The sequence below is a fragment of the Amycolatopsis sp. NPDC051128 genome (assembly GCF_040682715.1).
GTDB lineage: Bacteria > Actinomycetota > Actinomycetes > Mycobacteriales > Pseudonocardiaceae > Amycolatopsis.
In genome coordinates, this window is record NZ_JBFBBN010000038.1 from 13136 (window position 1) to 34221 (window position 21086).

Sequence of the window (21086 nt, forward strand, 5' to 3'; positions counted from 1 at the left end):
CATGCCCACGGTCCCCGTGACCCTCGGCGGCGGCGAAGCCGTCGTCCACTACGACCGGACCGGCGCCGGCCCCGCGCTGCTCCTGCTGCACGGCACCGCCGCCTCCCGCGAGCAGTGGGGGCCCTTGACCGCGCTCGCCCGCGAGCGGTTCACCGTGCTGGCCCCGGACTTCTCCGGCTCGGGCCGCACGACCGACCACGGCGGCCCGGTCGACGTCGCCGATCTGGCCGCCGAAGCACTGGCCGTGCTGGACCACGCCGGAGCCGCCGAAGCCCACGTCGCCGGGCACTCGCTCGGCGGCGTCGTGGCGGCGCACCTGGCCGGCACCCACCCGGACCGGGTTCGCTCGGCCGTGCTGCACGCGGCCTGGCCGGTGACCGACGTCCGGCAGGACGCCGAGTTCCGGTACTGGCTGGACCTGCTGGAACAAAGCGAAGCCACCTTCGCCCGCATGCTCCCGCTGATGGCCTTCGGCCCGCGCTACTGGGACCGGGCCACCGCCGAGGCCAACGAACAGCTGGTCAAGACGCTCACCGAGGTGATCGAGCCCGGCGCGGCACGGCAGATCGAGACCGACCGCGGTGTCGACCTGCGGCCGGTGCTGGGCTCGATCACCGCGCCGGTGCTGGTGCTCGGCAGCGCGCACGACCGGTTGATCACGCCGGCGCAGCAGCGGGAGCTGGTCGCCGCGATCCCGGACGCGCGAGCCGCCTGGATCGACGCGGGCCACGGCGCCCCGGGAGAGCTGCCGGACGAGTTCGCCCGGCTGGTGCTGGATTTCGTGAGTGAACAGGCCCGCGGCTGACCGGAAGTCTCCGAAAGCGCACCGGGCCGGGTCAGCGCAGGGACTTGAGGACGACCGCGGCCACGCCCGCCATCCCCGCCTTGACCGGGTGGTAGGCGGCCGCGGCGAACACGTTCTGGTTCTTGCCGTTGATCCACGCCGAGCCGCCGCGTGCGCAGGCGTCGTGCCCGCGGGACGGGCCGAAGGTGTCCACGAATCCGGCGGCACTGTGGGAAGCCGCGTCTTCCAGGGCCTGGTTCAGGTCTCGCTCGACGCGGTTCAACCAGGCGTAGTCGCCGTTGGCGAACGGCAGGACTTTCGGGCAGTAGCCGCTCTCCGGCGCGATCCGCGGGTAGCCGACGACGAGCACCCGCGCGCGGGGCGAACGCTGGTGGATCGCGGCCAGCGCGGCCTCGATCCGCGGCTCGATGGTGGTGATGGCCGTCTTCACCGTGTCGACGCCGTTGCTCGTGAAGTGCCTTTCGCAGGGATTTCCGGCCGGGTCGCCCGCCCGCAGCCTCGGGCACGTCGAGATCAGCCGGCCGAAGACGGCGAAGTCGTTGCCGCCGATGCCGAGGGTGACCAGGTCGGTGTCCAGGCGCAGGGCGCGCAGCTGGGGCGCGTTGGTCCCGTTGAAGGGCACCCGCTGGGGCCGGGTCAGGTTGGTCGTGTCGGCGCCGGCGCAGCTGACGTCGGTGAACTCGCCGACGTGGAGCCCGGCCGACACGACCGACGGGTAGTTCGCCGTCGACCGCCCGCAGCCGAGCGGGTCGAACCGCTGGGCCGGGATGAACGGCCCGGAGGTGTACGAGTCGCCGAGGGCGACGTAGTGGTGGAACCGGTCCGCCGCCGACGCGGCCGCCGCGGTGGTGGTGGTGACGAGCATGGCTGCCGAGAAGACAGCGACGAGCAGCCGGGTGATGCGCATTGAGACCCCGTTCTGTGCCGGAAACGCTCCTTCCACATCTAGCGAGCGCCGGGCGGCTCGGGGGCGGACTTCACCCGCCAGTGGTGTCAATCCCGGCGAAGTCAGCCTTGCTCACGGTAAGTGATCAAGGTGCGCCAGAACAGCAACGGCCGGACCGTGCTCCCGGGCAGCAGCCGGGCCGACGCGCGCCGCACCTCGGCCAGCGTCGGGTAGTCGTCGACGACCGGGGCCTTCAGGCCGTCCTCCGGCCCGCCGTTCAGCCGTTCGCCGGCGTAGACGACCAGCCGCGCTAGCGCGTTGACCGGGACCGCGGCGAGGGTTCGCGCCCAGTCCGCGGGTGAGCTCGGTCTCGCCAGGCCGAGCACCACGAGCACCCCGCCCGGCACCAGCGCGCGGCGCAGCTTGGCGACCGTCTCGAACGGCATGTGGTGCAGGGAGGCGAGGCACGAGACGTAGTCGTAGTGCGCCTCGGGCAGGGTGTCGGTGGTGACGTCGGCCTGCCGGTAGACGATCTTGCCCGGACCCGGCGAACCCAGGCCCGCCGCCGCCTCGACCATCGCCGCCGAGACGTCGACCGCCTCCACCGCCATGCCGGTCGCGGCCAGCCGCCGTGCGAACCGGCCGGTGCCGCAGCCGACGTCCAGCGCGATCCCCGGCCCCGGCGGCAGCAGGTCCAGCAGCAGCGGGTGGTAGTGGTCGTTGTGGTTGAACGGCATGCGTCGAGAGTGCCACCTCCGCACGCACGTAGACTCGGAACGCAAGCCGAATCCCCAGGCCGGAGGAGAATCAGTGCCGCAAGATGAGACAGGTCGCAGGCCGGACCTGTCGGATCTGGACAGTTTCGCGGGTGTCGACGAGCTGGGTGCCCAGGGGTACGAGGACTCGGACGACCACGACCCGGAGCTGGACGCGCGGGACACCGCGTTCGACGTGGGCGGCGGCTCGCGCGGCGGGATCGGCGGCGTCGGCCAGCTGGGCGACAACCTCGCCACCGGTCCGGTGCCCGACCTGAGCGTGCCCGAGGACGCGGAGCTGCACGAGCTCGACGACCAGGGCGAACCCGAGGCGTACGGCAGCCCGGACGGGCCCGAGGCGCGGCGCGAGCTGATGGCCGTCGAGGCCGAGCTGAACCAGCGCTGGCCGGAGACGAAGATCGAGCCGTCGCTGACCCGCATTTCGGCGCTGACGCAGCTGCTCGGCGAGCCGAACCGCGGCTACCCGGTGCTGCACGTGGCCGGCACGAACGGCAAGGGCTCGACGGCCCGGATGATCGACGCGCTGCTGACCCGGATGGGCCTGCGCGTCGGCCGCTACACCAGCCCGCACCTGCAGCTGGTCACCGAGCGGATCGCGCTCGACGGCCGCCCGATCTCCGCCGCGCGCTACGCCGAGCTGTGGCACGACATCGCGCCGTACGTGTCCATGGTGGACGGTGCCGCCGCGGACGGCGTCGCGATGAGCAAGTTCGAGATCCTCACCGGGATGGCGTTCGCGGCGTTCGCCGACGCGCCGGTGGAGGCGGCCGTGCTCGAAGCGGGCCTGGGCGGCGCCTGGGACGCCACGAACGTCGCGGACGCCGACGTCGCGGTCATCACGCCGATCGGGATCGACCACGTCGAGTACCTCGGCCCCGACATCCTCGGCGCGGCGCGCGAAAAGGCGGGCATCATCAAGGCCGGCTCGGTCGCGGTCATCGCCGAGCAGGACCCCGAAGTGCAGAAGGTGCTGCTGGAACGCGCCGTCGAGGTCGACGCCGCGGTCGCCCGCGCGGGCAGCGAGTTCGGCGTCCTCGAGCGTGAGATCGCCGTCGGCGGGCAGATGCTGAAGCTGCAGGGCCTCGGCGGGGTGTACGACGAGATCTTCCTGCCGCTGCACGGCGCGCACCAGGCCGCGAACGCCGCGCTCGCGCTGGCCGCGGTCGAGGCGTTCTTCGGCGCGGGCAAGGACAGGCAGCTGGTCATCGAGGCCGTGCGCGAGGCGTTCGCCGAGGTCGAGACCCCGGGACGGCTCGAGCGCGTCCGCGCGGCGCCCACCGTGCTGCTCGACGCGGCGCACAACCCGCACGGCGCCCGCGCGCTCGCCACGACCGTGGCCGAGGAGTTCGCCTTCCGCCGCCTGGTCGCGGTGGTCGGCGTGATGGCCGAGAAGGACGCCCACGGCATCCTCGACGCACTGGAGCCGGTGGTCTCGGACATCGTCGTGACGCGCAACTCCTCGCCCCGCTCGATGCCGCTGGAAGAGCTCAACGAGCTGGCGATCTCGGTGTTCGGCGAAGACCGCGTCGTCGCCGAGACGGACCTGGAGACGGCGCTCGAGACGGCGATCGCGCTGGTCGAGAGCAGTGACGACCCCGACGAGCCGCTCGCCGGCGGTGGTGTGCTCGTCACCGGGTCGGTGGTCACCGCCGGCGAGGCGCGCACGTTGTTCGGAAAGGAGCCGGCGTGAGCGAGCAGGCCCCCAAGCCGAAGGACCCGATGAAGGGCTTCCGCGGCGTGATGTCGGGGACGCTGATCATGGAGGCGATCACGGTCGCCCTGGCGCTGCCGGTGGTGAACAAGCTCGGCGGCGGGATCAGCACGGTCACCGGCTGGACCGTGATCGGCGTGGCCGTCCTGCTGATCGTGACGTGCGGCTTCGTGAAGCGGCCGTGGGCGGTGCCGCTGATCCTCGGGCTGCAGGTCGTGCTGATCGCGCTGGTGTTCTGGCTGCCGGCGATCACGGTGCTGGGCGTGCTGTTCCTGGCGGTCTGGCTGTGGCTGCTGTGGCTGCGCCGGGACGTCGCCCGCCGCATGGCGGCCGGCACCCTGGCGAGCCAGCAGCAGCCCCAGCCCTGACTCACCGCAGCACGACGACCCGCAGCGCGGGGGAGCGCAGGATGTCCGGCTCGCAGAAGCGTTCCTTCACCCATTCACCCCGGCTGTACAGCTTCGTCTGGTCGCTGAAGTACGGCGAATTCGGGTTCGCCGACTGCGAATACGTCAGCACCGTCGAGGAGTCCGGGCACGCGTGCCCGCTGAACCCGACCACCTGGACGTAGCTGGACCCGTGCCGGATCTCGGTGTTTCCGCGCGCCGGGTCCCACACCGGCGTCATCACGTTGAGCACGCCGAGGAAACCCTGCGCGCCGTGGATCGGGATGCGCTCGCCGTCGCGTGTGACGGTCTGGCCGTCCCGCAGCGGAGCGTCGGGCGCGAGTCCCGCTGCGCGCAGCTCCACCAGCGCGTCCCCGAACGCCTTCTGGACTCCGGCGTCGGCCGTGTTGAGGGTGTTCGGCGTGGTCAGCGGCGCCTTCGGGTCGAACGGCACCGAAAAGCGCCGCACCCCGCCGAGCCGGCCGGCGAACCGCTGGAACAGCAGCGAGCCGCGCGTGTCGAGCGTGTACGTGTGGTCCCAGTTCGCCAGCGCCGCGCACGCCGGCCCGACCGGCACCGGGCCGGTCGACGACGGCGCCTGGCCGCCGGGGAACGACGCGCAGAGCTTCGCCAGATCCGCGGCCGTCAGGTCCGCGAGCAGGCTGTGGTCGGCGAAGAGCAGCTTCTTCATCGACTCCGTCGTGAACCCGCCCTTTTCGGCCGCGAGCAGCGCTTCCCGCGTGCGGGGCGAGCGCTCGGTGCCGATGTCCCCGACGATCGACGGGTAGCCGGTGATCGGGGCGCGAGCGTTCGCCAGCCAGGCGCTGTCGTTCGCGTTCAGCTCGTAGTCACGGCGTTGCTGCTGCGGCAGCCGCGACGGCGCGAAGATGCCCGGTTCGAGCGCCCCGGGGTCGGAACCCCACTGGCACGAGGACTTCGCACCGTCCAAAATGGCCAGTCCGACCTCCGGGAACGTCTGCTGCCCCAGAGGAGTGCCGCACGTCTTCGCCAGCTCGTCGGTGACGTGCGGGACGACCTGGATGTCGGCGTAGAGCGCGTTGCCCGCCCGGTCGGTGGCGATGGTGTTGACCCACGGCACGCCCTGGGTGGTGCTCAGCGCGCGGACGACGTCGGCCGTGCTGCGCGCCCGGTCGAGCTCGAGCCAGGTGTTCAGCCCGCGCAGGTTGGTGGCGTTCGCGTCACGTACCGCGTACGCCGATTTCGCCGTCCACGGCAGCGGAATGCCCTGGAAGTCGCCGACCACCGGCCCGTACCGCGTCGACCAGAACGTCTGGTGGGCCGGCCGCAGCGAACCGTCGATCTGGCGGACCTGGACCGTGACGTCGCGGGCGGTCATCTTCTCGGGCCGGCCGTCGACGAGGTAGGTCGTCGGGTCGCCCGCCTTCAAGGGCACCTCGAACAGGCCGAACGTGACGGGTGTGGACACGGTGTGCGTCCACGCCGCGTCGGCCGTGTGCCCGATCATGATGAACGGCATGCCGAGCAGGCTCGCGCCGGCGACGTCGAACCGGCCGGGGATGGTCAGCTGGCTCTGCCAGAACCGGCGGCCGTCGTGCCACGGGTAGTGCGGGTTGCCGAGCAGCACGCTGCCCCGGCCCGCCGCGGTGCCGTCCGCGCCGATCGCGATGCCGTTGCTGCCGAGCCCGCTGCCGCCGAGCGCCTGCCGGACGCCGTCGGCGAGCTGCCCGGCCGTGCCAGGTGCCGGAGCCGAGCCTGTCGGCGGCGCGGTGAACAGGCCTTCGGTGACGACGCCCTGGCCGCCGGTGATCGCGATGGCGTAGTAGTGCCGGTAGAAGTCCTGCTCGGTGATCGGCCGGACCCAGCCGGCGCCGCGGCAGGCGGGGTCGGAGATCCCGGCCCGGCCGGTGCGCGCGAGGTAGGCGTTGAAACCCTTGACGTAGCCGGACACGAGCTGCCGGACCTCGGGCCGCGGGCCCTGCGGCGCGGGTCGCGCGGCGAGCCGGTCGACCACGCCGGAGTCGTTGATCTGCTGGAAGAACAGGTCGCTGTGCAGGTTGCTCCCGGCCTCGGACAGCGACGGGTAGCCGCCGCCTTCCGGGCCGAAGTACCGCGACCGCTGCGCGCTCACCGTCAGGTAGATGTTCGCCAGCTCGCAGACGTTGTCGGTCGCCGCCGCGAAGCCGTATCCGTAGCCGAGACCGGCGAAGTCCGGGGCGACGATGTGCGGGATGCCGTGTTCGGTGTAGCGGAGGAGGGCTTTCGCGCCGTCTTCGCCGGCCGAGGCGACCCCGGCGCCGAGGGCGGTCACCGAGAGCGCGGCCGTGAGCACGGCCAGAACCTTCCTGAAGAATGCCATTCGTACCCCCTTGTCGTGATCGTCAGGCTACCGATGGCGATCAGCCCCGGGCATGGGGGAAATCCCTGGTATCCGTTCATCCGCGCGCAAACCGGCGTTGGCCGGGACGGGATAGAAACCGCGCATGACCGAACCGACCCACCCTTCCCGCCGCACGCTCTTCAAGGCCGGTCTCACCGGTGCTTCCGCGGTCGCCGCCGGCCTCGTGCTGCCGTCCAGGGCGTTCGCCGCGGTTCCGCTCGTCCGCCGCGACCGGCCCGTGCTCACCCACGGCGTCCAGTCCGGGGACGTCACGCCGGATTCGGCGATCGTGTGGTCGCGCGCCGACCGGCCGTCGCGGCTGGTCGTCGAAATCGCGCCCGACGCGTCGTTCCGGCACGCTCGCCGCGTGCCCGGCCCGCTGGCGGGCCCGGACAGCGGTGGCACGGGCCGGGTGCGCGTCGCCGGTTTGCGGCCCGGCACCGGATACCACTACCGCGTGACGGCGGAGGCGCTCGACGGGCGCGCCACGAGCGAGCCGCTGACCGGCCGGTTCGCCACCGCGCCGGTGGGCCGCCGCGACACCCGGATCCTGTGGTCCGGGGACGTCGCCGGCCAGAACTGGGGGATCAACCCCGGCCTCGGCGGGATGACGATCTTTTCCGCGATGGCCGCCCGCTGCCCGGACCTGTTCCTGCACAGCGGCGACACGGTGTACTCCGACGGGCCGCTGACGGAGACGGTCACCCTGCCCGGCGGCCGGACCTGGCGCAACGTCGTCACCGCGGAGAAGTCGAAGGTCGCCGAGACGCTCGACGAGTTCCGCGGCCAGCACGCGTACAACCGGCTCGACGAGAACTTCCGGCGCTTCGCCGCGCAGGTGCCGTCCTATGTCCAGTGGGATGATCACGAGGTCCTGAACAACTGGTACCCGGGCAAGATCCTCGACAACCCGGCCTACACCGAGAAGCGTGTCGACGTGCTCGCGCCGCGCGCGTACCAGGCGTTCCACGAATGGCACCCGATCGACCCGCGGCAGGCCGTCGACGGCCGCGTCCACCGCAGCTTCCGGTACGGCTCGCGCGCCGAGATCTTCGTGCTGGACATGCGGACCTACCGCGACGCCAACACCGCGGACCCGACGAAGCCGGGCCACATCCTCGGCGACGCGCAGGCCCGCTGGCTGGCCGACGCGCTCGGCCGCAGCACGGCGACGTGGAAGATCGTCCAGGCGGACATGCCGCTGGGGCTGGTCGTCCCGGACGGCTCCGCGATCGAAGCCGTGGCGAACAACCTGCCCGGCGCGCCCGGCGGCCGCGAAACCGAGCTGGCCTGGGTGTTGCGGGAGACCCAGCGCCGGCGGGTCCGCGATGTCGTGTGGCTGACCGCGGACGTCCACTACACGGCGGCGCACCACTATTCGCCGGACCGCGCGGCGTTCCAGGACTTCGACCCGTTCTGGGAGTTCGTGTCCGGGCCGCTGAACGCGGGCGCGTTCGGGCCCAACCGGCTGGACCCGACGTTCGGCCCGGAAGCGGTGTTCGTGCACGCCCCGCCGACGGCGAACACGGCCCCGATCGACGGCTTCCAGCACTTCGGCGAGCTGAACATCGACGGCGCGAGCGGCGACCTGACGGTGGACCTGCGCGACGCCACCGGGGCGTCGCTGTGGTCGAAGAAGCTGCACCCGCAGGGCCGCTGACGGGGTCGGCTAGGCTCGCGCGCACCGACACGCACCCGCAACAAGGAGAAACACCGTCGTGACTGAACGCACGCTGGTCCTGGTCAAGCCCGATGGCGTCGCGCGCGGCCTCGTCGGCGAGGTCATCTCGCGGATCGAGCGCAAGGGCCTCAAGCTCGCCGCCCTCGAGCTGCGGACCGTTCCCCGGGCGCTGGCCGAGGAGCACTACGCCGAGCACAAGGAGCGTTCGTTCTTCGGCGACCTGCTGGAGTTCATCACGTCGGGCCCGCTGGTCGCGCTCGCCGTCGAGGGCCCGCGCGCGATCGCGGCGTTCCGCCAGCTGGCCGGCGGCACCGACCCGGTCGAGAAGGCCACCCCGGGCACCCTGCGGGGCGACTTCGCGCTGGAGACCCAGTTCAACCTGGTCCACGGCTCGGACTCGCCGGAGTCGGCCGAGCGCGAGCTGAAGCTCTGGTTCCCCGACCTGTGATCGTCGCCGGGGCTACGCTTCGCGCGTGGCCCCGGTTCCGCCCGGAGGAAACCATGACCACGATGCCGTTCCCGGCCCGCGACTACGCTCCCGTACTGCGGGAGCTGACCGGCGGGTTCGCCGAGGTGCTGCGCTCCGCCGACCCGGCCGCCCCGGTGCCGGACTGCGCCGGCTGGACCTTGGCCGACCTCGGCACGCACCTGGGCAACGTGCACCGCTGGGCGGCCACCGTCGTCACGACGGGCGAGGTGCAGCCGCAGAACTTCGAAGACGGGCCGAGCGCCGACCTCGCGCCGTGGTACGCCGAAAGCGCGCGGCTGCTGCTGGACGCGCTCACCGCCGCCGCGCCCGAAGACCCGTGCTGGCACTTCGCGGGCACCGCGAAGACCAAGGCCTTCTGGTTCCGCCGCCAGGTCCACGAAACCGCGGTCCACCTCGCCGACGCGCACTTCGCCGCCGGAACGGCCTGCACGCTCGACCCGGCGGTGGCCGCGGACGGCGTGGACGAGGTGCTGTCCGCCATGCTGCCGCGCGTCACGCGCTGGCACGCTTCGCCGCCCCTGGCCGCGCCGATCGCCTTGCGCGCCACCGACACCGGTGACGTCTGGACGCTGCACCCGGGAGAGCCGCCCGCGCTCGGCCCGGCCACCGAGCCCGCCGCGACGGCCGAGGCGACCGCGCAGGACCTCCTGCTGCGCCTGTGGAAGCGCACCGGGACCCCGCCGCGCCTCGCCGGGGACACCGCGGTGGCCCAGAAGTTCCTCGACGCGCCCTTCACCCCCTGACGCGACAGCTGTTCTAGACCATTCAGGCGGCGTTCACCGGGAAGTCTTCCCCTGGCCGTGCCGCTGCGCTGTGCTGGTCCGGTTCACTCTCACTCGATACTGGGGCACCTGGTGAAGAAGCCACACATTCCGTTCGGGGGGCCAGCTGGCGGAGCCCCCGGTCGTCACCGCATCGTGCTGCCGCTCGCCGCGCTGTTCGCGACGGTGTTCGTCGTTCCCGCCCACGCCGATCCACTGGCCGCGCCGCTCGGCACCCCGCCGGTCGAGGCCGCGCCCGCCGCATCGTCCGCCCACGAAGGCCCGGACGGTTTCGCCGCCGCGGAACCCGGCGACGGGCTCGTCACCGGCAGCGCGACCACCGAGGTCGCGCCCGGGCTGAACCTCACCCAGTTCGACCGGTTCGACCCGGCCGGCTGGATCCGCGGCGACACCCTCGAAGTCGACCTCGGCAGCAAGGTGCTTCGCCCGACGTACCTGAGCCCCGGCACGGTCTCCGCGCGCACGCCGCTCTCGCAGCAGGTCGCCCGGGCGGGCGCGGTCGCCGGGGTGAACGGCGACTTCTTCGACATCAACGCCACCGGCGCGCCGATCGGCGTCGGCGTCGACCGCGGCCGGCTGCAGACCGCGCCCGCCGCGGGGCACAACTACACGGCGTCGATCACCGACGAGGGCAAGGCGCGGCTGGCCGAGGTCTTCCTCGAAGCCACCGTGACACTGCCCGGCGGCGCGGTGAAGGCGACCAACTTCAACAGCCCCGTCCTCGGTGCGGACGCGATCGGCGTCTACACGCCGTTGTGGGGCGCTTCCGGCCGGACGACGTCGGTGGCCGGCGCCGCCCGGGTGCGCGAGGTCGAGCTGCGCGACGGCGTCGTCACGCAGGTCCGCGCCGCGCCCGCGGACGGCCCGATCGCGGCGGGGACGACGGTGCTGCTGGCCCGCGAAGCCGGCGCGGACGCCCTGGCCGCGCTCGAGCCGGGCGACGCGGTCGGCGTCACGTACGCGCCGCGCACGGACGCCGGGAAGATCGCGGTCGCCGTGGGCGGCAACGAAGTCCTGCTCCGCGACGGCGTCGTGCAGCCGGTCGACAACGTCGCCATGCACCCGCGGACCGCGGTCGGGTTCTCCGCCGACGGCACGAAGCTGTGGCTGGCCACTGTGGACGGACGACAGGCCGACAGCCGTGGGATGACCGAGCTGGAACTGGCGCGCCATCTGAAGAGCCTCGGCGCCGACGACGCGATCAACCTCGACGGCGGCGGGTCGTCGACGCTCCTGGCGCGCAACGAGGGCGAAGCCGCGCCGAGCGTCCGGAACGCGCCGTCCGACGGCGGGGAACGCCTGGTGCCCAACGGGATCGGCTTCGCGACGGTGCCGGGCAGCGGCAAGCTGACCGCCTTCGCTCCGGCGCCCGCGGTCGCGACGGCGGACGCGCACCGGGTGCTGTCCGGCCTGACCCGGCACCTGGTCGCCGGCGGCCACGACGAAACCGGTGCGGCGGTGGCCGCCGACCCGCGCTGGTCGACGTCGGACCCCCGGCGGGCCACGGTGACACACGGGGTCGTCACGGGCCACGGCATGGGTGGCGCTGACGTCGTCGCGCGCTCCGGACGCGCGTCCGGGAAGACGACGGTTTCGGTGCTCGGCCGGCCGGTCCGGCTCGGCACGAGCACCGAGCAGGTCGCGCTGTCGGCCGCCGGCGCCACGAGCACGTTCAAGGTCTACGGCTACGACGCCGACGGGTACGGCACCTGGCTGGAACCGGACGACGTCAAGCTCGACTACGACCCCGCGGTGGTGCGGATCGAGCCGTCGGGCGACGGGTACGCGGTGACGGCCTTGACCGCGTCCGGCGCCACCGCGATCACCGCGGCCGCGACGGGGCTGAGCACCCACCTCGCCGCGTCGGTGGGCACCGTGCCGCGGGTCGCGTCGCCGTTGGACGGCCCGGCGGGCTGGGCGGCGACGGTGTTCCCCGCGGTCGCCGGCGCCGCGCTGGCCGCGGCGCCAGGCCGGGACGGCGGCCAGGGTCTCGCGCTGGACTACCGGCTCACCGGCACCACGGCGACGCGCGCCGCCTACGTGACGCCGTCGTCCCCGCTGCCGGTGCCGGCGGGGACGCAGAAGATCGGCCTGTGGGTGAACGGCGACGGGAAGGGCGCGTGGCTGCGGGCGGAGCTGCGCGACGCCGCGAACGTCGCGTCCATTGTGGACCTCACGCTGAGCGTCGACTGGACGGGGTGGCGGTACGTCACCGCCACCGTGCCGGCCGGGCTGCCCGACGGCCAGCGGCTGGCGCGGTTCTACGCCGTCGAGAACGTGCCGGACCAGCAGTACGAGGGCCGGCTGGTGTTCGACGACCTGACCTTCGAGGTGGCGCCGACGACGGCCGTGCCGGGCGACCCCGCCCCGCGCGATCCGGCGCTGGTGACCGACGGCGTCCTGGCCGGCGGCCTGCGGGTCGCGGTCGTCAGTGACGCGCAGTTCACCGCGGACGACCCGGCGGGCCCGCTGGTCGCGCAGGCCCGGCGGGCGCTGCGCGAAGCCGTCGCCGCGAAGCCGGACCTGGTGCTGCTCAACGGCGACTTCGTCGACCGCGGCACGGCGCCCGACTTCGTGCTGGCCAAGCAGGTGATCGCCGAGGAGCTCGACGGCAAGGTGCCCTGGTACTACGTGCCGGGCAACCACGAAGCCGAGGGCGGCAACGGCCTCGCCAACTTCCAGGCCGCGTTCGGTGTTACGCACCAGGTCGTGGATGTGCGCGGCATCCGGCTGGTGCTGATGGACTCCTCGCGCGGCTCGCTGCGGGCGGGCGGGTTCGACCAGGTGCGGATGCTGCGATCGGCGCTGGACTCCGCGGCTCTTGACGGGTCCATCCGTGGGGTCGTCGTCGCCATGCACCACCCGGTGAAGGACCCGAGCCCGACCGGGAACTCCCAGCTCGGCGACCGCAAGGAGGCCGCGCTGCTGACCACCTGGCTGACCGGGTTCGAGCAGACGTCCGGCAAGCCGGCCGCCGCGGTGGCTTCGCACGCCGGCGTGTTCTCGCTGTCCCGCGTCGACGGCGTGCCGTACCTGGTCAACGGCAACTCGGGCAAGGCGCCCGCGGCCGCGCCGGGCGACGGCGGGTTCGTCGGCTGGACGCTGCTGCGCGTCGACCCGGCCGACCGCGATCGGCCGGTGCGCTTCGAGACCCGCCCGAACGTCGACTCGCTGACGCTTGCCGGACCGGCGTCGATGGCTCGCGGTGCCCGCGCCGACGTCCGCGCGACGGTGCGGCAGGGGACCCGGGACGTGCCGGTGTCGTACCCGGTGAGCGCGGACTGGGCGGGTGGCTGGGGCACGCACATCGCCTCGGCCGGCCGCCCGCCGGCACCGTGGGACGTCGCGTCGTTCGACCCGTCGACCGGCGTGCTGACGGCGTTGCGCCCGGGCACCGCGCGGCTGTCGGTGACGGTCAACGGGGTGAGCCGGACGCTGGTCGTGCCCGTGCGCGGCTAATCCGTTCGGTTTTTGTCGGTGTCCCGTCCTATGGTGCGAAGCGTGGACCAAGCGGAGGATCGGGAACCGGCACTGGTGCAGGCCAAGGCTCTGGTGAAGCGGTTCGGCGAATTCGAGGCCGTGCGCGGGATCGACGTCGAGGTGCGGCGCGGGGAGGCGTTCGGCTTCCTCGGCCCGAACGGCGCCGGGAAGTCGTCGACCATGCGGATGATCGCGTGCGTGTCGCCCCGCACCGACGGCGACCTGCGCGTGCTCGGCCTCGACCCGGACGTCGCCGGGCCGCGGATCCGCGCGCGCCTCGGCGTCGTGCCGCAGCAGGACAACCTGGACGTCGAGCTGACGGTCCGGGAGAACCTGCTGATCTACGGCCGGTACTTCGGGCTGTCCCGGGCGGCGGCCCGGCGGAAGGCGGCCGAGCTGCTGGAGTTCGCGCAGCTCGGCGACCGGGCGGACGACAAGGTCGACCCGTTGTCCGGCGGCATGAAACGGCGGCTGACCATCGCGCGCTCGCTGGTCAACGACCCGGAGCTGCTGCTGCTCGACGAGCCGACGACCGGCCTCGACCCGCAGGCCCGGCACCTGCTGTGGGACCGGCTGTTCCGGTTGAAGGCCCAAGGCACGACGCTCATCGTCACGACGCACTACATGGACGAGGCCGAGCAGCTGTGCGACCGGCTGGTGGTGATGGACCACGGCCGGATCGCCGCGGAGGGCTCGCCGGCCGAGCTGATCGGCCGGTACTCCACGCGCGAAGTCGTCGAGCTGCGGTTCGCGACGGGCGGGCAGGTGGCGGCGGCCCAGCTGGTCGAAGGGCTCGCGGAGCGCGTCGAGGTGCTGCCGGACCGGGTCCTGCTCTACAGCGACGACGGCGAAGACACGCTCGAACGGGCCCATTCGCGTGGGGCGCGGCCGCTGTCGAGCCTGGTGCGCCGAAGCTCGCTGGAGGACGTCTTCCTCCGGTTGACCGGCCGGACGCTGGTGGACTGATGCGGAACGGACTGAGCGCGGCACCGGACCCGGTCATCCGCGCGACGATCGGGAGGTCGCGATGACCACCGTCGAGCCGGCCGGCCGGGTGGTCGGCAAGTGGCACGGCGCGTGGCTGCGCGTCGAGGGGCACTGGACCTGGTACCGCAGGCACTGGCTGTCCACTTTGTACTCCACCGGGCTGCAGCCGGTGCTCTTCCTCGCCGCCATGGGCCTCGGCTTCGGCTCCCAGGTGCGGCCCGGCGCGGTCACCGGCGGGCTGTCCTACCTGCAGTACATCGCGCCCGCGCTGCTGGCCGCCGGAGCCGCGCAGCAGGCGGTCGGCGAGTCGAGCTACCCGGTGCTGTCCGGGTTCAAGTGGCAGAAGGACTACCTGGCGGTCACGGCCACCCCGGTGTCGCCGGGCCAGGTCTTCGGCGGCCACCTGATCTGGTCGGCGTTGCGGCTGACGCTGGCCGGCGCGATCTACGCGTTCGTCGCGCTGTTCTTCGGCGCCTGGACCGGGCCCGGCGTCCTGCTGGTCGTCCTGGCGGGCACGGTCACCGGGCTCGCCTGCACCACGCCGATGGCCGCGCTGGCGGCGCGCACGTACGACGAAGGCCAGCGGTTCGGGCTGATCTTCCGGTTCGTCGTCATGCCGATGACCTTGTTCTCCGGCACGTTCTTCCCGATCGCGCAGCTGCCGGGCGCGATCCGCTGGCTGGCCTGGCTCTCGCCGTTGTGGCACGGCACGCAGCTGGCCCGCGGCGTGAGCATCGGCGGGGTCGGCGGCTGGGCGATGCTCGGCCACTTCGCGGTGCTGGCGGCGTTGTTCGCGGCCGGGTGGGCGCTGGCGCACCGGGCCTTCTACCGGAGACTGGTGGTCTGATGGTGAGCGTCCAAGCCCCGCCGGCCCGCGCCGGGCTGCTGCTGCGGATCCTCCCGCCCGGGCTGTACGCGGGCCGCGCCCGCATGCTCCTCGAGCGTTCGGTCATGGTGTACCGCGGCAACTGGCTGATCTTCCTATCCGGCGCGGCCGAGCCGTTCCTCTACCTGATGGCGTTCCAGCTGGGGTTCGGCACGCTGGTCACCGAGGTGGCCGGCCCGGACGGGCGGCCGATGAGCTACGTCGCGTTCGTGGCGCCGGCGCTGCTCGCGACGTCGGCGATGAACGGCGCCGTGTTCGAGTCGACGTACAACCTGTTCTTCAAGCTGCGCTACGCGAAGCTGTACGACGCGATGCTGGCGACGCCGATCGGTCCGCTGGACGTGGCGCTGGGCGAGCTCGCCTGGGCGGTCACGCGCGGCGGCGTCTACGCGGTGGCGTTCCTCGCCATCGCGGCGGCGATGGGGCTGCTGGCGTCCTGGTGGGCGCTCCTGATGGTCCCGGCGGCCCTGCTGGTGGGGCTGGCCTTCTCGGCGATCGGCATGGCCCTGGTGACGTTCCTGCGCTCGACTTCCCAGTTCGACTACATCCAGCTGGGGCTGACCCCGATGTTCCTGTTCGCCACCACGTTCTTCCCGCTGTCGGTGTACCCGGAGCCGCTGCAGTGGGTGGTCCGCTGCCTCCCGCTGTACCACGCGATCGAGCTGATGCGCGGCCTGGCGACCGGCCTCCTGTCCGTCTCGATGCTCGGCAACCTCGCCTACCTGCTGGTCCTGGGAGTGGTCGGCCTGTGGGCGGCGACCCGGCGGATCGCCAAACTGCTCCTGACGTGACACCGGGCTCATCGAGCCGGATCAGGCCGCCCGGCCGCCGGGGCGACGGCCGCCAGCGCGTCCGCCATCCCGTGCCCGTAGAACCCGTTGAACCCCTCGTACCCGGCGCAGTAGGCGTCCTGGGTCCCGTCCCCGGTGAGGTCGTAGTCGGCCGGGCACGGCATCGGCATCGCCTGCGCGTCCAACGTCCGCCGCAGCTGCCGCGGCCCGGCCTCCGGCGACGACGACGTCAGCAGCGCCAGCACCCCGGTGACGTGCGGCGCGGCCATCGACGTCCCGCACAGCGGCGCGTACCCGCCCGGCACCGTCGAGAACACGCACTCGCCCGCCTCACCGCCCGGAGCCGTGACGTCGATCACGCCCAGCCCGTACGAGCTGTAGCCCGCCTTCACGCGGTCCGAGCCGACGGCGGACACCGCGACGACGTCCCGCAGCGCGGCGGGCAGGGCTTCGCAGCCGGTGCCGGCCCCCGGTGAGCCGGACCGCGCCGACGGCGTCAGGCCGACGGCCTCGTTGGTCGCCGCCGCGACGTTCAGCGTGCCGGCCGACGTGCTGTACTCCACCGCGCGCGCCAAGGCTTCGTGCACCACCCCGCGGTCGTTGCCGCGGATGCACGACAGCGACCACGGATTGACGAAGAAGCTGCTGTTCGTCAGCCGCATGTGCCGCGAAGCCGCCCACATCAGCCCGCACACCGCCGCTTCGGGGTCGGCGTAGCCGCGGTCGTCGATGACCTTCACCGACGCCACGCGCACCCCGGGCGCCACACCCGTCACACCGTGCCCGTCGTCGGCGGCCGCGATGATCCCGGCGACGTGCGTGCCGTGCACCGAGGTCGTCGGCGCCCAGGCCGACGGCGACCGGTCGGGGGCGCCGGTCAGGCAGCCGGCGGAGTCGTCGCGGTCGAGGGCGTCGGTCAGGTCCGGGTGCCGCGGGTCGATGCCGGAGTCGAGCACGCCGACGACGACGTCGCGGCTGCCGTCCGAGACGCCGCGCGCCCGGCCGGCGTTGATCATCCGCATGTCCCACTGCTTCGCGGTCAAGTCCGCGTCCGGCACCTTCGCGGGGTCGGTGGGGGGCAGCGTCGCCCGCGCGGGCCGGGGCCGCACCGGATCCGTGGCGCGCTGGGCGGCCAGCCGCTCGGCCTGGGCGCTGAACGCCCGGTCGAGCCCGATCCGTTCGCCGAAGCCCGGGTCGCCGGAGGTGACGACCGCCACCGCGATCTGCGGGTAGTACACGGTGGTGGCCCCGCAGGCCCGCTCGACGCGCGCGCGGGCGGTGGCCTCGGCGGTGCCGCGGTCGAAGGTGACGACGTAGCGCAGGCTCCGGCCGTGGCCGCAGCCGGCCTCGCCGGCCACCGCCGGACCGGCGGTGACACATCCCGAAAGCACCAGGACGGTGCACACGGCCGCCCGCAGGGGCCGCGCCAGCAGGGACACCGGACCTCCCACCGGATGCAGGAACCGCGGGTGCCGTCGCGCGATCCCGGTCACCCCGAGCCGCACGGTAGCCACCCCGTGCCCGGCGGACAAGCGCTACGGCGAAGTTCACCCCGGCCGGTGGGGTGCCGGGGCCCCGCGGCGCGCCCGGACGGCGTGCGGGAGGTACCGAGTACACCGGAGCGGTCACCCGGTGTGGGATACTCGGGGAGGCCACCGGGCCGCGGGGCGCACGTGAGAGGTGCTGCCCGCGGCGTTGTGGCCCGGTGATGTGCATGTACAGCACGACGCGCGCCGCCGCCTGCAGGCCGGGCGGCTGGACGACGTGGCGGCCCGGGGGTCGCGAGTGCCTTACGCACGCCGCCGAGCAGACCTTTGACCGGGTCGCGTCACCGCAGTAGGTGGTGCGGCGCCCGGTCGTCGGGCAAGGATTCCCGCCGCTGGTGACCACCACGGCGGAACGAACAGAAAGGGGCCCCTGCGCGGCCGCGTCCCTGCCGGTGCGAACCGGCAGACGCGCCCGGGGGCGGAGGAGACATATGTCGAACGCGGAAACACCCGCCGAGCACACCGGCGGGAATCCCGCCACACCCACGACCGGCCCGCTGGCCGACCTGCCCGCCCGGATCCGGGTGCACGCGCTGGCCAAGCTGCTCGAGTCGCACAGCCGGGACGTCCTCGCGAAGCTGGCCGAGCTGGGCGAAAGCGTCCGCAGCGCGCAGTCGAGCGTGACCAGGGAAGTGGCGCTCAGAGTGGCCGAGGCCTTCGCGCCCGGCAGCGTCGAAAACGTCGAAGAAGCGCCGGCCCAGCCGGCCGCGCCCGCGCTCCCGGTGGAGCCCGAGGCGCCCGAGGCGCCGGTCGTGGAGGCCGAGAAGCCGCGGCCGCGGCAGAAGGCCCGCGCGCACCTGCCGGTGTTCGCCGCGCCGTCGCCGGTCTTCCTGCCGCCGGAGCCCGCGGCCGTCAAGCCGGCCCGCAAGCCGGCGGACCCGTTCGCGGAGCCGGAGCCCCGCCCGGAGCCGCGTCCCGAATCCCGCCCGGAGCCCGAGGCGGCCGACGAAGAGGCCGAGGACACCACCTCGGGCACCGACGCCGGCATCGACGACGACGGTGACGACGCCGGCAGTCGCCGTCGCCGTCGCCGTGGCCGCCGTGGCCGTGGCCGCGGCAAGGGTGCCGATGGCGGCGACGACAGCGGCGAGAACGAAGACGACCAGGTCGAGGAGCCGCAGCCGCGCCGCAAGGGCCGCAACGGGGACGAAAAGCCCGAAGCGGACAGCGAGGAGGCCGAAGAAGCCGCCGCGCCGCTCTCGGACTCCGACAGCGACGCCGACGACGGTGAGGGCGGCACCAAGCGCCGTCGCCGCCGCCGTCGCCGCAAGGGCTCGGACGGCGAAGACGCCGAGGCCACCGACGACCCGCCGAACACGGTCACGCACGTCCGCCAGGCCAAGGCCGAGCCGGCCGAGCGCCCGGCGCGCGACGAGGTCCGCAGCGTCCGCGGCTCGACCCGGCTGGAAGCCAAGCGCCAGCGCCGCCGCGACGGCCGCGAGGCCGGCCGCCGCCGTGCCCCGATCCTGTCCGAGGCCGAGTTCCTCGCCCGCCGCGAGTCGGTCGAGCGCACGATGGTCGTCGTCGAGCACGGCGACTCCACCCAGATCGCGGTGCTCGAGGACGGCGTGCTGGTCGAGCACTTCGTCACGCAGTCGGGCTCCGGCTCGATCGTCGGCAACGTCTACCTCGGCCGCGTCCAGAACGTGCTGCCGAGCATGGAAGCCGCGTTCATCGACATCGGCCGCGGCCGGAACGCCGTGCTGTACGCCGGCGAGGTCGACTGGGACGCCGCCGGCCTGGAGGGCAAGGCCCGCAAGATCGAGCAGGCGCTGTCCACCGGCGACTCGGTGCTGGTGCAGGTCACCAAGGACCCGGTCGGGCACAAGGGTGCCCGGCTGACCACGCAGATCTCCCTGCCCGGCCGCTTCCTCGTCTACGTGCCCGCGGGTGGCGCCACCGGCATCTCCCGCAAGCTGCCGGAGAACGAGCGTCGCCGGCTCAAGGACATCCTCAAGCGGATCGTCCCGGAGGACGCGGGCGTCATCATCCGCACCGCCTCCGAGGGCATCGGCGAGGAGGAGCTGGGCCGCGACGTCGACCGCCTGAAGGCCCAGTGGGACGTCATCAAGGAGAAGGCCGCCGCCGGTTCCGGCAAGAAGGTCGGCGCGCCGACCATGCTCTACGAAGAGCCGGACCTGCTGGTCAAGGTCGTGCGTGACCTCTTCACCGAGGACTTCACCAAGCTGGAGATCCAGGGCAACCGCTCCTGGGAGACCATCAACGGCTACGTCAGTCACGTCGCGCCGGAGCTGACCGAGCGGCTCAGGCGCTACACCGGCACCGGCGACGCGTTCGCCGACCACCGGATCGACGAGCAGATCACCAAGGCGCTCGACCGGAAGGTCTGGCTGCCCTCGGGCGGTTACCTGGTCATCGACCGCACCGAGGCGATGACGGTGATCGACGTCAACACGGGCAAGTTCACCGGATCGGGTGGCAACCTCGAGGAGACGGTGACCCGCAACAACCTGGAGTCGGCGGAGGAGATCGTCCGCCAGCTCCGGCTGCGGGACATCGGCGGCATCATCGTGATCGACTTCATCGACATGGTGCTCGAGTCCAACCGCGAGCTGGTGCTGCGCCGCCTCACCGAGTGCCTCGGCCGCGACCGGACGCGGCACCAGGTCGCCGAGGTCACGTCGCTCGGCCTGGTGCAGATGACCCGCAAGAAGATCGGCACGGGCCTGCTCGAGGCGTTCTCGACGCCGTGCGAGCACTGCAAGGGCCGGGGCGTGGTCGTCTCGACCGAGCCGCAGCGCATCGCGGGCGGCACGGCCCAGTCCCCGGGCGGGAACGGCAACGGCGGCGGTGGTGGCGGCGGGGAGAAGAGCTCCCGCCGGTCGCGCGGGCGCGGCGGCAAGAGCGAGGACGCCGCGCCGCAGCACGTCGAAGCGGCCAAGGCCGAGGTGCACGCCGTCCCGCCGCCGGAGAAGCGCGAGTCGATCGCTTCGGCGGTGGCGGCGATGGCGAACGCCTCGAAGGCCGCCAAGGAGCACGACCACGGCGCGCTGAACGGCAACGGGTACGTCTCCGAAGTGACTGACGTGACTGATGTGCCCGAAGCGGCGGAAGCCGCCGAGCCGGCCACCGAGGTCGCGGACGTCCCGGTGACCACCGAGGCGGACGAGCGGCCGGTGCCGCAGGAAGAGCCCGCGGTCGAGCGTTCCGCGGCGCCGGAGCCGGCGGAAGTGCCGGTCGAGGCGTCTCCGGAGCCCGTCGAGCCGGTCGCCCATCCCGAGGTCAGCGTGCCCGAACCGGCCGTGCGCTCCACCCGGCGCCGGTCGCGCCGGGCGGCGTCGCGGCCCGCGGGTCCGCCGGTGCACGCCTCCGACCAGAGTCAGTGAACGACTGAGTGAACTACTTGGGGGACCCCGGTGGTAACGCACCGGGGCACCCCACGTAACCTGTAGTACGGCCTGCCAGCAGCGCGGGCCGCCTGTGCGAGTGCAGGACCACCTTCCCGGAGGTGGGCCGATCGCGCGGGGCCCCCACCCATTGTCGAGTAATGCAGGAGAC

At 73.2% G+C, this 21086-nt stretch carries 15 protein-coding genes; 11 read left to right on the forward strand and 4 right to left on the reverse strand.

Features of this window, described 5'->3' with window-relative positions; all coding sequences use genetic code 11:
* Nucleotide 1 precedes the first annotated feature (1 nt).
* A complete protein-coding gene (locus AB0M82_RS31310; RefSeq protein WP_364729540.1) occupies nucleotides 2–805 on the forward strand; it encodes an alpha/beta hydrolase in 804 nt (267 codons plus the stop codon).
* A gap of 31 nt (nucleotides 806–836) precedes the next feature.
* Here AB0M82_RS31310 and AB0M82_RS31315 read toward each other — a convergent pair whose 3' ends face one another.
* On the reverse strand, nucleotides 837–1712 hold the full coding sequence (locus AB0M82_RS31315) for an SGNH/GDSL hydrolase family protein (RefSeq protein WP_364729543.1): 876 nt from the start codon (nucleotides 1710–1712) through the stop codon (nucleotides 837–839).
* A 101-nt stretch (nucleotides 1713–1813) separates the two neighbouring features.
* Nucleotides 1814–2428 (reverse strand): class I SAM-dependent methyltransferase, encoded by a 615-nt coding sequence (locus AB0M82_RS31320; RefSeq protein WP_364729546.1) that lies wholly within the window; start codon nucleotides 2426–2428, stop codon nucleotides 1814–1816.
* Between the two features lie 73 nt (nucleotides 2429–2501).
* Between AB0M82_RS31320 and AB0M82_RS31325 the strand changes: the two genes are divergently transcribed.
* Both AB0M82_RS31325 and AB0M82_RS31330 read left to right on the forward strand, forming a co-directional pair.
* Nucleotides 2502–4157, forward strand: a complete 1656-nt coding sequence (locus AB0M82_RS31325; RefSeq protein ID WP_364729549.1) for a folylpolyglutamate synthase/dihydrofolate synthase family protein — start codon at nucleotides 2502–2504, stop codon at nucleotides 4155–4157.
* Nucleotides 4154–4546, forward strand: a complete 393-nt coding sequence (locus AB0M82_RS31330) for a DUF4233 domain-containing protein (protein WP_364729552.1) — start codon at nucleotides 4154–4156, stop codon at nucleotides 4544–4546. Before AB0M82_RS31325 ends, AB0M82_RS31330 begins: the two co-directional genes overlap by 4 nt.
* Before the next feature lies 1 nt (nucleotide 4547).
* Here the strand turns inward: AB0M82_RS31330 and AB0M82_RS31335 are convergent, their stop codons facing one another.
* Nucleotides 4548–6902, reverse strand: coding sequence for a penicillin acylase family protein (locus AB0M82_RS31335; RefSeq protein ID WP_364729555.1), 2355 nt, complete (start codon nucleotides 6900–6902; stop codon nucleotides 4548–4550).
* A 124-nt stretch (nucleotides 6903–7026) separates the two neighbouring features.
* On the opposite strand from AB0M82_RS31335, the gene AB0M82_RS31340 reads away from it, so the two are divergent.
* The 7 genes from AB0M82_RS31340 (at nucleotide 7027) to AB0M82_RS31370 (ending at nucleotide 16020) form a co-directional block, all read left to right on the forward strand.
* Entirely contained in the window at nucleotides 7027–8583 is a 1557-nt protein-coding gene (locus AB0M82_RS31340; protein ID WP_364729558.1) for an alkaline phosphatase D family protein, read from the forward strand.
* Nucleotides 8584–8641: 58 nt separating this feature from the next.
* Nucleotides 8642–9052, forward strand: coding sequence for a nucleoside-diphosphate kinase (ndk, locus tag AB0M82_RS31345; RefSeq protein WP_364729561.1), 411 nt, complete (start codon nucleotides 8642–8644; stop codon nucleotides 9050–9052).
* Nucleotides 9053–9105: 53 nt separating this feature from the next.
* Complete coding sequence (locus tag AB0M82_RS31350) at nucleotides 9106–9837, forward strand: maleylpyruvate isomerase family mycothiol-dependent enzyme (protein ID WP_364729564.1); 732 nt, start codon at nucleotides 9106–9108, stop codon at nucleotides 9835–9837.
* A 174-nt stretch (nucleotides 9838–10011) separates the two neighbouring features.
* Nucleotides 10012–13335 (forward strand): phosphodiester glycosidase family protein, encoded by a 3324-nt coding sequence (locus AB0M82_RS31355; protein WP_364729567.1) that lies wholly within the window; start codon nucleotides 10012–10014, stop codon nucleotides 13333–13335.
* A gap of 30 nt (nucleotides 13336–13365) precedes the next feature.
* Complete coding sequence (locus tag AB0M82_RS31360) at nucleotides 13366–14322, forward strand: ABC transporter ATP-binding protein (protein ID WP_364729570.1); 957 nt, start codon at nucleotides 13366–13368, stop codon at nucleotides 14320–14322.
* Between the two features lie 61 nt (nucleotides 14323–14383).
* Nucleotides 14384–15190, forward strand: a complete 807-nt coding sequence (locus AB0M82_RS31365; RefSeq protein WP_364729573.1) for an ABC transporter permease — start codon at nucleotides 14384–14386, stop codon at nucleotides 15188–15190.
* The gene (locus AB0M82_RS31370; RefSeq protein WP_364729576.1) at nucleotides 15190–16020 is read left to right on the forward strand and encodes an ABC transporter permease; all 831 of its coding nucleotides are present in this window, start codon (nucleotides 15190–15192) and stop codon (nucleotides 16018–16020) included. Before AB0M82_RS31365 ends, AB0M82_RS31370 begins: the two co-directional genes overlap by 1 nt.
* A gap of 8 nt (nucleotides 16021–16028) precedes the next feature.
* Here the strand turns inward: AB0M82_RS31370 and AB0M82_RS31375 are convergent, their stop codons facing one another.
* Nucleotides 16029–17459: a S8 family serine peptidase gene (locus AB0M82_RS31375; protein WP_364729743.1), complete on the reverse strand. Its 1431-nt coding sequence runs from the start codon at nucleotides 17457–17459 to the stop codon at nucleotides 16029–16031.
* A 539-nt stretch (nucleotides 17460–17998) separates the two neighbouring features.
* Here AB0M82_RS31375 and AB0M82_RS31380 point away from each other — a divergent pair.
* Nucleotides 17999–20914 carry a translation initiation factor IF-2 N-terminal domain-containing protein gene (locus tag AB0M82_RS31380; protein ID WP_364729579.1) on the forward strand — a complete coding sequence of 972 codons (2916 nt, stop codon included), beginning with the start codon at nucleotides 17999–18001 and terminating at the stop codon, nucleotides 20912–20914.
* Nucleotides 20915–21086 lie beyond the last annotated feature (172 nt).

What these genes read in the sequence shown, in the direction of transcription:
- AB0M82_RS31310 (WP_364729540.1), top strand. Translation starts at nt 2, where the DNA reads ATGCCCACGGTCCCCGTGACCCTCGGCGGCGGCGAAGCCGTCGTCCAC.
- AB0M82_RS31365 (WP_364729573.1), top strand. Translation starts at nt 14,384, where the DNA reads ATGACCACCGTCGAGCCGGCCGGCCGGGTGGTCGGCAAGTGGCACGGC.
- AB0M82_RS31360 (WP_364729570.1), top strand. Translation starts at nt 13,366, where the DNA reads ATGGTGCGAAGCGTGGACCAAGCGGAGGATCGGGAACCGGCACTGGTG.
- AB0M82_RS31320 (WP_364729546.1), bottom strand. Translation starts at nt 2,428, where the DNA reads ATGCCGTTCAACCACAACGACCACTACCACCCGCTGCTGCTGGACCTG.
- AB0M82_RS31350 (WP_364729564.1), top strand. Translation starts at nt 9,106, where the DNA reads ATGACCACGATGCCGTTCCCGGCCCGCGACTACGCTCCCGTACTGCGG.
- AB0M82_RS31370 (WP_364729576.1), top strand. Translation starts at nt 15,190, where the DNA reads ATGGTGAGCGTCCAAGCCCCGCCGGCCCGCGCCGGGCTGCTGCTGCGG.
- AB0M82_RS31315 (WP_364729543.1), bottom strand. Translation starts at nt 1,712, where the DNA reads ATGCGCATCACCCGGCTGCTCGTCGCTGTCTTCTCGGCAGCCATGCTC.
- AB0M82_RS31380 (WP_364729579.1), top strand. Translation starts at nt 17,999, where the DNA reads ATGTCGAACGCGGAAACACCCGCCGAGCACACCGGCGGGAATCCCGCC.
- AB0M82_RS31335 (WP_364729555.1), bottom strand. Translation starts at nt 6,902, where the DNA reads ATGGCATTCTTCAGGAAGGTTCTGGCCGTGCTCACGGCCGCGCTCTCG.
- AB0M82_RS31340 (WP_364729558.1), top strand. Translation starts at nt 7,027, where the DNA reads ATGACCGAACCGACCCACCCTTCCCGCCGCACGCTCTTCAAGGCCGGT.